The following is a 14774-nucleotide window of genomic DNA, read 5'->3' on the forward strand; positions in this document are numbered from 1 at the left end:
CCGTTGTTGTAGACGTCGTTGGCCGGGGTCTGGAAGTCAACGCTGCCCTGGGTTTTGCCAGCTTCAACGGTGATGGTCTGGCCGTTCGACAGAGTAACGGTCACAGGTGTCTGGGCAGGGTTGCTCAGGGTCACGGTGTAGGTGATTACGCCGCCTTCAGTCACGCTTGGCGACGCAGTCAGGGTCGCGGTAGTGACATCGACCGAGTCATTGATCGTGGTCTCGGCCGGCGCAAGGTTAGGCGTCAATTGCTCGAAGTTACCGCCAGTAGCACCGGTGATGGTGGTGCTAACGGTCGAGCCATTGTTGTAAACGTCATTGGCCGGCGTCTGGAAATCAACACTGCCTTGGCTCTTGCCAGGCTCAATGGTGATGGTCTGGCCATTGGACAGGGTCACGGTCACCGGCGTCTGGGCAGGGTTGCTCAGCGTCACGGTGTAGGTGATCACACCGCCTTCAGTGACCGAAGGGGTGGCGGTCAAGGTCGCCGTGGTGGTGTCGATGGTATCGGTAATCTGCGTAACCGCCGGCGTTTGCGGCAGGGTCACGATCAGACCGTTACCACCGGTGGTACCGGTTACGGTGGTCGAAATCTGACCACCGTCGATGTACGGCGTGTCATTGGCCGGGATGGTGACGTTGACGCTACCGCTGGTCTGCCCTGCCGGAATGACGATCACTGCGCCGTTGGCCAGGGTGACGATCAGGTTGGACGTCGGCGCCTGGCCAACTGTCGCGGTGTAAACGATTACGCCACCCGCTTCGGTGATGGAAGGGGTGGCGTTGAGTACAAGGGCGGTGGAGACGTTGGTCTCCGTTGTTGGCGGAATCACCTGGTTGTTGTTGCTGGTGTCCACCGCGCCAACGTCTTCATTGTCCAGCGCTGCGGCAAAGCCCAACGGGCCGGTCGGGAAGCCGATGCTAGGGTCGACCCGGCCTGCGGTCTCCTCAAGCATGACGAAGCTGTGGCCACCGCCCAGCGCACCGCCACCGCCCGCCGCTGCAGGGCCTGCTGCGGTAGCTTCAAGCTCGGTGGTCGGGTCGACACCCGCGGCGATCGCCTGCTGCAGCTCTTCAACCGACGGTGCAGCCTGCGCAGTGGCCTGGCTCAGGTCGGCGCTGCTGTAAGGCGCATCCGCGCTCCACTGGCTGTCACGGCCCAGGTCGAGCATACGGCCGTCGGCCAACTCGAGGGTTACCGCGCCGCCTGGGCCGGTGAGGACTTCCTCACCCGCCAACAGGCGGTCACCTTCGATGAGTACACGCCGGATGCCCTCTGGGGATACCGCAATAACCTGGCCGACAATGCTTTTGACGATGGCTACAACGCTGCTCATTGGACTCTCCGTGTGACCCGATTGGGGTACTTCCCTGCCAGAGCGGCGCTCTTGAAAGCCACTTCAGGCGGAACTGTGTCGATTGATGTGTTGACGATTTTGACGTCAAAATTCCGTCTATAACTGTTTGGAATTAACTATCTGCCAAACTATTGACCTTATACTCGCCATCCTAAACAATCGGCAATGTAATGTCACATTGATATTTGCACCTTTGCCACCCCTTCCTTTAGTACTAATCCAGTGCCCGTCGGAAGTTCGCTCATCGGTCAGATCAGGTGCCATTTTCCAGGCCCTGAAAACCTTCAACCGTGATTCAGGACAACTGCGCCTTCGGGAACCCGCCAAAAATGCGTGCGTCACTGTTTACCGTTCTTCCCATCACCCTAGCCGCCACGTTCGTACAAGCACAATCCTTGCCCGAAGCCATGCAAACAGCCCTTGAGCGACACCCGGAAATCCAGGCCGGCGTGAATGCTCGCGTGGCGGCGGATTACCAGCTGCGCGCGGCCAAGGGCGGCTACTTGCCGAGGGTCGATGTAACGGCGGGCTATGGGCGCGAAGGTACCGATAGCCCAAGCACCGGTAACCGCTGGGACACACTGAACCGAGGTGAGTCAGCAATCCGTCTTCGCCAAATGGTTTTTGACGGTTTTGCCACGTCAAACGAAGTCGACCGTCAACAAGCCACCGCCAACGCCCGGGCCTACTCCCTGATGGGCACCTCCGAGCGCACCGCACTCGACGTCGCCCAGGTGTATCTGGATGTGCTGTCGCGGCGCGAGATGGTGCGCCTGGCCGAAGACAACCTGAGCAACCACGAACGTATTCTGGATCAGATCAAACTGCGCACCAGCCGCGGCGTCGGCCGCCTGGCTGACTTGGACCAGGCCGAGGCACGCCTGGCCCAGGCGCAAAACAACCTGATCACCGAGAAGACCAACCTGGCCGATGCCAGCACCAATTACCTCAGCGTCGTCGGCCAAATGCCCGATGAACTGAGCGCACCGGCGCCGTTCATCGACCTGCTGCCCGCCACGCTGGATGAAGCCCGCACGCAGTTGGTTGAAAGCAGCCCGGTGCTGCGCTCGGCCGAATCGGACGTTGCCGCCGCAGAAAAACAGTACGAGGCCGCAAAGTCGTCCTTCTACCCCCGCTTCGATGCAGAACTCGGACGAACGGCGGATAACAATATCGACGGCACAGCAGGCCATAACAACGAATGGCAGGCTATGCTGCGAATGAACTTCAACCTGTATGCTGGCGGCAGTAACAAGGCAGACCTGGAGTCCAAGTCGTACCTGTCCAACCAGGCGCTGGATATCCGCAACAATGCCTTGCGTCAGCTCAATGAAGAGTTGGGCCTGGCATGGAATGCTCAGGAGAACGCCAACGCCCAGTTGCCGATTGCCCAGCAGTACGTCGATCACAGCAACCGTGTGCGCAGCGCCTACCAACAGCAATTCAGCCTGGGCGAGCGAACCCTGCTCGACTTGCTCGACAGCGAGAATGAAACCTTCACTGCCCAGCGTCGCCTGGTGGAAGTGAAGAACATACAATTGTTTACTCAGTATCGAATCAAGGCGACCATTGGCCAACTGCTCAAGAGTCAGGGTGTCGTAGCCCCGATGGCCACCGTTGTGCAGAACGATCTGAAACCAAGGGTGAGCCTGCCAGGCCTGAACTGAGGCCCACCCTGCCCCACCCACCGCAAGGATGAAGAGAGCGCCGCGTGGAATCCGAAGTCAGTCGAGTCCAACTCAGCCACGATCCACGCAGTCAGCATGACGATCCCTTGCTGGATAGTCTGCTGAGCCTGTGTGTCCTGCACCAGAAACCTGCAAGCCGGGTCATGCTGACCACCGGCCTGCCGCTGCCCGCGCAGCGCCTGAGCCCCGAGCTGCTGCCCCGTGCGGCGGCCAGGGCCGGCCTGCAGGGGCGGCTGCTGCAGCGCAAACTGGAGCAGATCCCCAGTATCGCCATGCCTGCCATGCTGTTGCTCAAGGAAGGCCGCAGCGCCGTCCTGCTGGGCTGGGAGAATGAAGACACCGCACGCCTGCTGCTCAGCGAGAGCGATGGTGGCGAGGTGCACGTCAGCCGCGAAGCGCTGCTCAGTGACTACAGCGGGCGTGTGTTCTTCGCCCAGCCGCAGCACAAGTTCGACGTCAACCACGGCAACCTCATCCCGCGCGCGAAATCCTGGTTCCGCGACACCTTGCTGCGCAGCAAATGGCTGTATATCGACGCCATCGCCGCCAGCCTGGTGATCAACCTGATCGCCTTGGCAGCGCCGCTGTTCGTCATGAACGTGTATGACCGGGTGGTGCCCAACCAGGCGACCTCGACCCTTTGGGTGCTGGCCGTCGGCATCGCCGGGGCCTACTTCTTCGACCTGATCCTCAAGGGCCTGCGCGGCCTCTGCCTGGACTTGGCCGGCAAGAAGACCGACCTGATCATCTCGGCGACCTTGTTCGAACGCATTGTCGGGATGTCGATGAAGTACCGCCCGGCGCGGGTCGGCAGCTTTGCCCAAAACATTCATGAGTTCCAGGGTTTACGCGACTTCCTCGCCTCCTTGACCCTGACCAGCCTGATCGACCTGCCGTTCACGCTGCTGATCCTGATCGTCATCGCCATCATTGGCGGGCACCTGGTGTGGATCCCGATCATCGCCTTCCCGTTGGCCCTGGGCATCGGTTACGCCCTGCAACGGCCGCTGATGGCGACCATGGAGCGGACCATGGCCCTGGCCTCGGAACGCCAGTCGAGCCTGATCGAGACCTTGGCAGGCCTGGATGCGGTCAAGGTCAACAACGCCGAAAGCGAGCGCCAATACATGTGGGAACAGACGCTCGGCACCCTCAGCCGTCTGGAACTGCGCGTGAAGGTGCTGTCGAGCCTGGCGATGAACATCACCCTGCTGATCCAGCAACTGGCTGGCGTGGCGATGATTTGCGTCGGGGTCTACATGATCATCGACGGCAACCTGAGCATGGGTGGCCTGGTCGCCTGTTACATGCTCAGCGGCCGTGCCCTTGGCCCGCTGGGGCAGCTCAATGGTTTGCTGGCCCGCTATCAGCAGGCCAAGGTGACCATGGTTTCCACCGACCACATGATGGAGCTGCCGCAAGAACGCAACTTCGAAGAACGCCCACTGAGCCGCCGGGTGCTGCAGGGCAGCATCGAGTTCCGTGGGGTGGACTTCACCTACCCTAACCAGCAGAACCTGGCCCTAAAAAACATCAACCTGACCATTCGCCCCGGCGAGAAGGTGGGCATCATTGGCCGAAGCGGTTCGGGCAAGAGCTCGTTGGCCAAGCTGATCGTTGGCCTGTATGAATCCGACGGCGGGTCGCTGCTGGTCGATGGCGTGGATATCCGCCAGATCGACGTCAGCGAGCTGCGCCACAATATCGGCTACGTGCCCCAGGACATCCAGCTGATGGCCGGCACCCTGCGCGACAACCTGGTCAGCGGCGCCCGCTACATCGAAGACGAAATGATCCTGCAGGCCGCAGAGCTGGCAGGTGTTCATGAGTTTGCCAGGCTGCACCCTGACGGCTATGAGCTGCAGGTGGGCGAACGTGGCCAGAACCTCTCCGGCGGCCAGCGGCAGAACGTCGCCCTGGGCCGTGCATTGCTGCTCAACCCACAGATCCTGCTGCTCGACGAACCGACCAGCGCCATGGACAACACCGGTGAAGAGCGCCTCAAGCAGCGCCTGCAGGCGGTCATCGAAAACAAAACGGTGCTGCTGGTGACCCACCGCGCCTCGTTGCTGTCGCTGGTGGACCGGCTGATCGTGATCGATCGCGGGCAGATTGTCGCCGATGGCCCGAAAGCCGCGGTCATGGATGCGCTGAAGAAGGGGCAGATCAGTGTTGCATAAGCTCGATATGGGGCAATTCAAGGATGGCCTGCGGCGCTACTTCAAAGGCTCCGACTCGCTTGGCGGGCAGCCACTGCCTGAGGTCAACAAGGCGCTGATCGAGGACGCGCCACGGGTGGTTCGCCTGACCATCTGGGGTGTGATCGCGTTTTTCGTGTTCATGATCGTCTGGGCCAGCGTCGCGCCGATCGATGAGGTCACGCGGGGCGAAGGCAAGGCCATTCCGTCGTCCAAGGTGCAGAAGATCCAGAACCTTGAGGGCGGCATCATCGCCGAGATCTACGCCAAGGAAGGGCAAATCGTCGAAGTCGGCCAGCCCTTGCTGCGCCTGGACGAAACCCGCTTCGCCTCCAACGTCGGTGAAACCGAGGCCGACCGCCTGGCCATGGCGCTGCGGGTCGAACGTCTGAGTGCCGAGGTCGAAGACCGCCCGCTGAAAATCGATGAAGAACTGCGCAAGGCAGCGCCCAGCCAGGCAGCCAACGAAGAGTCGCTGTACCTGAGCCGGCGCCAGCAACTGCAGGACGAAATCGGCGGCCTGCAGCAACAGTTGGTACAGCGCCAGCAAGAGCTGCGCGAGTACACCTCCAAGCGCGCCCAGTACGCCAACAGCCTGCAACTGCTGCGTCAGGAAATCGCCATGTCCGAGCCGCTGGTGGCCCAGGGCGCGATTTCCCAGGTTGAAGTGCTGCGCCTGCGCCGTGCCGAGGTGGAGAACCGTGGCCAGATGGACTCCACCGCGCTGGCCATCCCGCGCGCCGAGGCGGCCATCCGCGAAGTGCAGAGCAAGGTCGAGGAGACCCGTGGCAAGTTCCGCAGCGAGGCGCTGACTCAGCTCAACGAGGCACGCACCGAGCTCAACAAGGCCACTGCCACCAGCAAGGCATTGGATGACCGGGTACACCGCACCATGGTCACCTCGCCGGTACGCGGTATCGTCAAGCAGCTGCTGGTCAACACCATCGGCGGGGTCATCCAGCCGGGTAGCGACATCGTCGAAGTGGTGCCGCTGGACGACACACTGGTCATCGAGGCGAAGATCCTGCCCAAGGACATTGCCTTCCTGCACCCTGGGCAGGAGGCGACCGTCAAGTTCACCGCCTATGACTACACCATCTACGGTGGCCTGAAGGCCAAGCTGGAACAGATCGGTGCCGATACCATCACCGATGAAGACAAAAAGACCACGTACTACCTGATCAAGCTGCGCACCGATCGCAGCCACTTGGGCACCGACGAGAAGCCGCTGCTGATCATCCCTGGGATGGTGGCGACGGTGGATATCATGACCGGCAAGAAGACCATCATGAGCTACTTGCTCAAGCCGATCATGAAGGCGCGTTCGGAAGCCTTGCGCGAGCGTTGAGTCTTACGCAATCCCGGTAGGAGCAGCCTTGTGCTGCGAAGAGGCCAGTGGCAGTACCGAGAATCTTCTGTGCTGCCGCTGGCCTCTTCGCAGCACAAGGCTGCTCCTACCCGGTCAGCGCCAGGGTGCGGGCTCACCCACCAACTGCCCCTGAATACCGCCCACGCCCATTTCCCGCAGCACCAACCTTTCCCCTTCCGTCTCGACCCGTTCAGCAATCAACGGCAGGTCGATGCTGTGCGCCGCGCGCTGTATCGCTTCGATGAACAGGCGCTTGTGTTGTTCATGGTCGATGTTACGGATATAGCTACCGTCGATCTTCAGGTACGCAAGGCCCAGGTGCGCCAGGTTGCCAATCATGCTGAACCGGCCGCCAAAGCGCTGCAGCGCCAGCCCGAAGCCATGCGCGTGCAGGCGCCGGGTCAGCTGTTCGAGGGCTGACTGTTCGGGCAATTGCTCTTCGCCTATCTCGAATGTCAGGCGTGGGCCCAGCGCCGCATGCTGGCTCAACAGCTCGTAGACGCGTTGCAGCGCTTTGGGGTCGGCCAAGGTTGCAGCGGACAGGTTCAGCGCCAGCACCTGATCATGAGTGCGCAGGTGGGCAAGCACCTTTTCCAGCACCAGCAGATCCAGGCGCGGCATCCAGCCAAAGCGCTCCAGCCAAGGCAAGAAGCGCCCGGCCGGCAACGCCTCGCCCTGCTCATCGTGCAAACGCGAGATCACTTTGTGGTGCAGTACCCGTTGCCCTGTGGCGCAGTCCACCACCGGCTGGAAGAACAGTTCGAATTGCCCATTGACGAAGGCCTGGTCGAGCCGCTCATGCCAGGCATGATGGCTATCACCGGCCACCGCGGCCGCACCCTGTTCAAGACACACCCAGCCCGGCGCCGGCTGGTTTTCGGCACGCGCCAGGGCCTCGTCGGCGAGCTTCAGCAATGCCTGCGGCGCATCGCCGGGGGTGAACGGCGCAAGGCCGATGCACGCCACCGGGTCGACATCACTGGCGCCCGTCTCGTGCAGGCTCTGCAGCGTCGCCTCCAGGGCCTGGGCGAGCTGTACCGCCTCTTCATGCACCATGCCCGGCGCCAGCACGGCGAACTCGCCCCCACGGCTGCGCGAGATCAGGTCTTTGGTCTCCGGGTAGCTGGCACAGGTGCGGCGCAGCTGCTCGCCCACTGCCTGCAACAGCTGATCGGTGCGCTGCCCGCCCAGGCGCGCGTTAAGGCCTGCCAAGCCCTGAACCCGCAGCAACAGCAAGTAACCGGCGCGCGCCTCTTCCAGATTGCTGACGCGCGTATTCAGTTGCATCTCGAAATAGCGGCGGTTGGACAAGCCGGTGAGGCTGTCCTGGTAGGACTCTGCACGCAGCCGCTCACTGCGCTCGGCCTGCTCGGTAAACAGTGCCTTGAGCTTCTCGACCATCTGGTTCATTGCCTGCACCACACGGCGCAGCTCAGGGGTGCGCGGCAGGTCTGGCAGGCTGAGGAATTCGCGCCGGGCGATGGCATGGGATTGCTCGACCATGTAATCCAGCGGCCGCAATTGCCGACGCAGCAGCAAGGCGCCGAGCACCGCGCTGGCGGCACCGCACAGCAACAACCAACCCAGGCTGCCCAACGCACTCTGCCAGAGCTTGGCAATGGCGAACATCGGATGGCTGATCACCTCCACCCGCGCCGCCTGCTGCCAGCCACGGCTGACGATGGCATCCCCACCTGCGGCTTCAAGGCCAATGAGGTGGACGAACCAGGCCGGCACACCCCCCGGGTCGGGCTCGGCGTGGCGCTCCACCAGCACGGCATTGGAGCCCAGGTCGACAACCTTGATGCTCGCATAGTAGCCACTGTCGAAGATCGAGCTGACCATCAGTTCGACCATCGCCGGGTCGTCGATATTAGGCGTCAGCGACAGCGCCAAGGCAGTGGCCGCGTCCTGGGCGTGCGAACGCAGCTGGTTGACGTACTGGCTGCGCGAGCTCTCCAGGCTGACCATGAAGCTGCCGCTGAAAGCGACCACCAGGAACAGGCAAATGGCCAACAGCAATTGTTTGAACAGTGACATCTGTGCTCCTTCAGTAAACCGGCTCGGCCGGGAACCCTTCGGCCTGCATTTTCTTCAGCAAATCCTGCCAACGTGACAGGCGCTTGGTATCGCCGACCTTCTTGTTGCCGGCGGCGCCTGTCAGCCACAACCCCTCGCCATTGAAGGCGTACACCGGCAGCAAGTCGGCGCGCTGGCTCGCCGGCTTGATGGCATCCATCAGGCTGTCGAGCACCAACGGCTGAGCCTGTGGGCTGGAATAATAGGTCAGTACCATGTGCGCCCGGTTCTGCCGCAGCGCCTTGACGTAGGTGATGCGCAGCTTCTCGCTGGGGATGCCCATACGTCGCAGACTGAAATACTTGGCAATAGCGTAGTCCTCGCAATCACCGGCCCCCTTGATCAGGGCCTGGACCGGCGTGGCCCAGTAATCGACCTCATGCCACAAGTCGATGTCTTCGACGTAGCGCAATTGCTGGTTGAAGAAGCGATTGACCACTTGCAGCCGTTCCAGCTCACTGCCCTGCTTCTGCGTGGCCATCAGGTTCTGCCAGGCGTCGATACGCCCCTGCCCCGCGCCAAGCGGGCCATACAGCGCCTGCGACTGGCGGCTGATCTGGGAAAAATCCCAATCCGCGTGCAAGCCGCCCAGTAGCAAGCTACCCAGCAGCGCGGCAAGGCCGACACGTCGCACAGCCGTTTTGAACATCCAGGATATCGCCACTGCGAAGACCTGTTCAGACCCGTCGAAAGCAGCGATGGTGCGGCCTGCCCGTGCAAAAAACAATGGCACCCTGCAATCACGCAGCCAATGGTCGGGCCATACTGACTTTATGGCTATCTCCTTCTATGTACCGCTTCCTTTGCCAAGCGACTTCATACACCATAGCCGCGGCCTTGGGTCGGCCGCTCCAGTGCGGTCGACGGTTTGACAAGCCCCCTTGCCTGTTACTAGTGTCATTGGATCCAATTTTTCTTATCGTCGAGGCAGACTCCGCGTGGCCGAGAAAATCAAACTGAGCAACGTGCTGGCTAGCGAACAGCTATCCCCACACATGGCACGTGCTGTTATCGAGGAGCGCCTGCGCAGCGCCATTCTTGATGGTCGTCTGCCGCCAGGTACTGCCGTGCGTCAGCAAGAGCTCGCCACCTTGTTCGGGGTCAGCCGCATGCCCGTGCGCGAGGCCTTGCGCCAGCTCGAAGCGCAATCGCTGCTGAACGTGGAGATGCACAAGGGCGCAGTGGTTGCGCCCTTGATTGGCGAAGACGCGGTGGACACCTACGCCCTGCGTGTTCTGCTCGAGAGCGAGGCCCTGCGCCAGTCCATTCCGTTGCTCGATGCCGATGACATCGCCCGCGCGCGCGGGTATATCCAGCAACTGGAAAACGAAACCCGTCACGCCGAAATCGGCCGCCTCAACCGCCTGTTCCACATGGCGCTGTACAGCAAGGCGCCGAACAAGAAGTTACTGCGCCTGATCGAGAACGAGCTCAACGAAGAAGAGCGCTTTCTGCGCTTCCATCTCTCGTCGATGGGGCTGGGCAAGCTCACCCAGGACGATCACAACGCGCTGGTGGATGCGGCCAGCGACAAGCTGGTGGATGAAGCGGTCGCGGTGCTTGAGCAGCACCTGAACTCAGGGGCGCGTGTTATCAGGCAGTATCTGGATTCACAGCTAGGGCGATAGCGGGTTCTGAGCGGGATAGCCGGTCACCCGACATCAGCCTGTTGCAAAATAGACGGGCTCCGCAAACAATGAGACTAATTATCATTTATGTCCATTGAAGCCAGCGCCCTCCTCCATGCCTTCCAATGACTCCGTGCAAACGCTCTACAGTGACCACCACGGCTGGTTGCATGCCTGGCTGCGTAGCAAGCTGGGTAACGCCGCCGATGCCGCAGACCTGGCCCAGGACACGTTCGTCCGGCTGTTGCAGCGTGGCGAGCAGGTACAGCTCAATACGCCCAGGGCCTTCTTGCGCACCGTGGCACGCGGGCTGGTGATCGATCACTGGCGCCGTGAAGAATTGCACCGGGCTTACCTCGAAGCCTTGGCCCACCTGCCGGAAGCATTGGCACCCTCGGCGGAAACCCGCGAGGTGCTGCTCGAACTGCTGGAGCGTATCGCTCGCATGCTCGATGGACTCAAGCCAAAGGTGCGTCGCGCTTTCCTGCTGGCCCAGTGCGAAGGGCTGAAACACCAGGCGATCGCCGAGCAGATGGGTATCTCGGTGCGCACTGTGGAGCGCTACATTGCTGATGCGCTTTATCATTGCTACCTGCTGCGCTTTGAAGACGAGCAATGACAGCCGCCGCCCCTTCCGCCAAAGCGGTCAAGCAAGCCATTCAGTGGATGCTCAGGCTGCGAGAAAGCGGCAATAGCCTCGTGCTGCTGCAGCAATGCGAGCAGTGGCGCAGCGCACGGCACGAGCACGAACTGGCCTGGCAACGGGTGGTTCACCTGCATCAGGACCTTGACCTGCGCGCCGTCCCCGGCGCGGGGGTTGCCCTACAGACCTTGGAAACCAGCCAGCGGCGCCTGCACCGTCGCCAGGCGCTCAAGTTGCTTGGCTGCGCTGCCATGGCGGGCTCGGCGACATGGCTGGCCAAAGACCTCGATACCGTCAGCGGCTGGACTGCGGACTACGCGACTTCCACGGGCGAACGGCGTAGCTTCCAGCTACCCGATGGCTCGCTGATGCAACTCAACACGCGCAGTGCGGTAGACCTCGCTTTCGACGATCAGCAGCGCTTGCTCCGCCTCAGGCATGGGGAGCTGATGCTTACGTGCAGTGACGCACCTAACCAGGCTCGTCCTCTGCTGGTACAGACGCAAGATGCCCTGCTCGAAGGTTTCGACGGGCGCTTTGTGGTGCGCCAGGAGCGAGATTGCACGCAGGTCAGCGTCAGCCACGGCAACGTGGCGATACACCGGCCGGGGAACGGCCGGGTGCAGTGGATTGCCAGCGGCCAGCACTGGCGCCTGGACGCCCAGGGCGCACAACGCCTGGAGAGCGTGGCCATGGACCCGGCTGCCTGGAGCGAAGGGCTGATCGTTACCCGCGACATGCGCTTGCGCGACTTTCTTGAACAGGTGGGCCGTTATCGCCACGGCTACCTGGGTTGCAGCGATGAGATTGCCAATTTACGCCTGTCAGGTGTGTTCCGCCTCGAGGACCCTGAGCAGCTGCTGCAATTGCTGCCACAAACGCTGCCGGTGAGGCTTCGTCAACGCACGCGCTGGTGGATACGTGTGGAGCAGGTTGCCTGACTTCACCCAAGCGCGGATCTTTTTGGCGGGTTTTGGGTGCCGGTCCGGCTAGGACAGTAAGCATCGTCTTCTGCCCTCCCACCCTTCAACGGACTCTTTCATGCCCAACGCCTCACCACACACACGCCCGTCCAACGAGAATGATTTTCGACCTGTCTTGAATTCAGCCACTCTGCGCAAAGCAGTCCAGGCAGCTGTGTTCGGCACAGCCTTGGGCATGTCCACCCTGCCCCTCCATGCTCTGGCCGCCGAAGCGCCCCAGGTCAGCCAGCAGTACGCGATCCCGGGTGGGGAACTGAACGATGTACTCAACCAGTTTGCCCGCCAGGCGGGGATCACCCTGTCGAGCACGCCGCAGTTGACCAACGGGTTGCAGTCCAATGGCTTGCAAGGGCATTACTCGCCTGATCAGGCCCTGCGCCAACTGCTCAATGGCAGCGGCCTGCAGGCCGTCAGCCAGGGTGGGCACAGCTACGTGCTGCGGGCCCAGCCTGAAGAGGCCGCATTGTCGTTGCCAGACACCGACGTGCGCAGTTTTACCCTGGGTAATGCCCTGGGCAGCATGGACGGCTACAACGCCACGCACAGCCAGGTGGCCACCAAGACCAGCATGCCGTTGGTGGAAACCTCACAGTCGGTTTCGGTGGTCACCCGTCAGCAGATGGACGACCAGGGCTCGCAGACCGTTGCCCAGGCCATGCGCTATACGCCAGGTGTGCTGACCAACCCCTATGGCGCCACGCACCGCTACGACTATGTGGCCATGCGGGGCTTCAACGACGGCTCGGTAGACAACATCTACGTCGATGGCCTGAAATCCATGGGTGACAACGGCACCTACAGCACCATGCAAGTGGACCCGTACTTCCTTGAGCGCATCGACATTCTGAAAGGACCGTCTTCGGTACTCTATGGCCGCAGCTCCCCAGGGGGCCTGGTGGCACTGACCACCAAGAAGCCACTGTTCACGCCATTCCATCAAGTGCAGGCCACAGTCGGCACCCAGGGCCAGCGTGGCATGGGTTTCGACTTCAGCGGCCCGGTCGATGACGACAAACGTATCGCCTATCGCCTGACAGGTTTGGCCGATAGCGCTGATACCCAGTTCGACCACAACAAGGAAGAACGCTACGCCATAGCACCGGCTGTCAGCATCGACTTCACCGAAGACACATCGCTGACGCTTCAGGCATATCTGCAGCATGACCCGAATGGTGGGTACCACGGCGGTAACCCGGCAGACGGCATGCTGCACAAGCGCAACGGGCTGCGTCTGTCAGATCACTTCTTTGAAGGCGAGCCTGGGATCGACAACTACGAGCGCACTCAGCAGTCGTTCAGCTACCAGTTCGAGCACCGCTTCAACGATGTCTTCACCGCCCGGCAGAACTTCCGCTACCAGGACTCTGACGTCTCGATGGACCAGGTGTATTCCGCTGGCTGGGCAGATGCCGACAGCAATATCCTCAACCGCGCCTACACCGGCGGCGACGAGCGCCTGCACTCCTACATCATCGATAACATGCTGCAGGCAGAATTCTTCACCGGTGCGGCCAAGCATACCTTGCTGCTTGGCACCGACTATCAACGCCGCAAAGCCGACGTGGAGTGGCGCTACGGCACGGTCGATGCGCTGGATGCCGGCAACCCTCAATATGGCAATGGCAACCTGCAGGTACTCGGCGAGAATCGCTACCAGCGTCGCCTGCAGCAGACAGGGGTGTATTTGCAGGACCTGGTCGAGCTCGACCAGTGGCGCTTCTCGCTGGGGCTGCGTCAGGACTGGGTCAAAGTTTCTGAGGAAAACCGCGACAGCAATACCAAAGTCAATGACGAGCGCACCAAGTTCACCACCCGAGCAGGCGTGCTCTACTTGTTCGAGAATGGCCTGGCGCCTTATGTCAGCTACTCGGAGTCGTTCAACCCCAATACCGTGTCCGACCAGGATGGCCGCCCACTGGCACCGACCGAGGGCACCCAGTGGGAAGCAGGTATCAAGTACCAGCCGCCAGGCAGTGACAACCTGTTCACCGCCTCGGTGTTCCGCATCGAGCAAGAGAACCTTGCCTCCAAGCAACCGAACGAGGAGTTCTATCGCCCTGTGGGTGAAGTTCGCTCACAGGGGCTGGAGCTGGAGGCCCATGTTCAGCTGACTGATAACCTCAAGCTGTTGGGCGGCTACACCTTTACCGACATCGAGTACGCCAAGACGATGCCGAGCCTGGTGTCGACCCAGTTGGACAACAAGGGTAATTCGCCCACCCAGGCGCCCAAGCAGATGTTTTCGCTGTGGGCCGACTACAACTTCCGGCAGGGGGCGTTGGACGGCCTGCGACTGGGCGGCGGGATGCGCTATGTGGGGTATAGCTGGGTTGATGCGGAAAACAGCATGAAGGTGCCCTCCTACACGCTGTTTGACGCTTCGATCGGGTATGACCTGGGCAAGGTCGGCCTCACCGGGGTGGATGTGCGCCTGAATGCTAACAACCTGACCAACGAAAGCTACATCACCTCATGTGCCAGCCTGAACTACTGCTACATGGGTGAAGAGCGAAACGTAAGCGCTACGGTCAGCTATCAATTCTGACCAGAAAAGACAAAGCCCCTGTCTGCATCGCAGACAGGGGCTTTGGGTTTGAATCTTGACGATGACCTACTCTCACATGGGGAAACCCCACACTACCATCGGCGATGCATCGTTTCACTGCTGAGTTCGGGATGGGATCAGGTGGTTCCAATGCTCTATGGTCGTCAAGAAATTCTGTGTGCTGGCCCGTCCTCAAGACGTGCCGGCGAATTTCTATGGCTTCTACTTAAAGACAAAACCCCTACCTGCTTGCGCAGATAGAGGTTTTGCGAAATGAATCTTG

At 61.4% G+C, this 14774-nt stretch carries 10 protein-coding genes and 1 rRNA gene; 7 read left to right on the forward strand and 4 right to left on the reverse strand.

Features of this window, described 5'->3' with window-relative positions:
- Positions 1-1337, reverse strand: a 1337-nt coding sequence (locus MFF34_RS27380; RefSeq protein ID WP_238217699.1) for a retention module-containing protein, incomplete at its 3' end; no start/stop codon positions are given.
- 350 nt (positions 1338-1687) lie between these two features.
- On the opposite strand from MFF34_RS27380, the gene MFF34_RS27385 reads away from it, so the two are divergent.
- The 3 genes from MFF34_RS27385 to MFF34_RS27395 are packed head-to-tail and all read left to right on the forward strand — an operon-like array spanning position 1688 to position 6592.
- Positions 1688-3025, forward strand: a complete 1338-nt coding sequence (locus MFF34_RS27385; RefSeq protein WP_027595481.1) for a TolC family outer membrane protein — start codon at positions 1688-1690, stop codon at positions 3023-3025.
- A gap of 44 nt (positions 3026-3069) precedes the next feature.
- Positions 3070-5226 carry a type I secretion system permease/ATPase gene (locus MFF34_RS27390; RefSeq protein ID WP_085274405.1) on the forward strand — a complete coding sequence of 719 codons (2157 nt, stop codon included), beginning with the start codon at positions 3070-3072 and terminating at the stop codon, positions 5224-5226.
- Between the two features lie 7 nt (positions 5227-5233).
- Positions 5234-6592, forward strand: a complete 1359-nt coding sequence (locus MFF34_RS27395) for an HlyD family type I secretion periplasmic adaptor subunit (protein WP_172961388.1) — start codon at positions 5234-5236, stop codon at positions 6590-6592.
- A 114-nt stretch (positions 6593-6706) separates the two neighbouring features.
- Here MFF34_RS27395 and lapD read toward each other — a convergent pair whose 3' ends face one another.
- Complete coding sequence (gene lapD, locus MFF34_RS27400) at positions 6707-8653, reverse strand: cyclic di-GMP receptor LapD (RefSeq protein ID WP_085274404.1); 1947 nt, start codon at positions 8651-8653, stop codon at positions 6707-6709.
- Between the two features lie 10 nt (positions 8654-8663).
- On the reverse strand, positions 8664-9425 hold the full coding sequence (gene lapG / locus MFF34_RS27405) for a cysteine protease LapG (RefSeq protein ID WP_238217702.1): 762 nt from the start codon (positions 9423-9425) through the stop codon (positions 8664-8666).
- A 205-nt stretch (positions 9426-9630) separates the two neighbouring features.
- On the opposite strand from lapG, the gene MFF34_RS27410 reads away from it, so the two are divergent.
- From MFF34_RS27410 to MFF34_RS27425, 4 genes are all read left to right on the forward strand, one after another.
- Positions 9631-10320, forward strand: a complete 690-nt coding sequence (locus MFF34_RS27410; RefSeq protein ID WP_027595476.1) for a GntR family transcriptional regulator — start codon at positions 9631-9633, stop codon at positions 10318-10320.
- Between the two features lie 115 nt (positions 10321-10435).
- Positions 10436-10939, forward strand: coding sequence for a sigma-70 family RNA polymerase sigma factor (locus MFF34_RS27415; protein ID WP_238217703.1), 504 nt, complete (start codon positions 10436-10438; stop codon positions 10937-10939).
- Positions 10936-11904, forward strand: a complete 969-nt coding sequence (locus MFF34_RS27420) for a FecR domain-containing protein (protein WP_238217705.1) — start codon at positions 10936-10938, stop codon at positions 11902-11904. Before MFF34_RS27415 ends, MFF34_RS27420 begins: the two co-directional genes overlap by 4 nt.
- A 217-nt stretch (positions 11905-12121) precedes the next feature.
- Positions 12122-14491, forward strand: a complete 2370-nt coding sequence (locus MFF34_RS27425; protein ID WP_238217708.1) for a TonB-dependent siderophore receptor — start codon at positions 12122-12124, stop codon at positions 14489-14491.
- Between the two features lie 53 nt (positions 14492-14544).
- On the opposite strand, the gene rrf is transcribed toward MFF34_RS27425, so the two are convergent.
- Positions 14545-14660, reverse strand: a 5S ribosomal RNA gene (gene rrf / locus MFF34_RS27430).
- Between the last annotated feature and the right edge of the window lie 114 nt (positions 14661-14774).

This window comes from Pseudomonas sp. PAGU 2196, assembly GCF_022179005.1.
Classification (GTDB): domain Bacteria; phylum Pseudomonadota; class Gammaproteobacteria; order Pseudomonadales; family Pseudomonadaceae; genus Aquipseudomonas; species Aquipseudomonas kermanshahensis.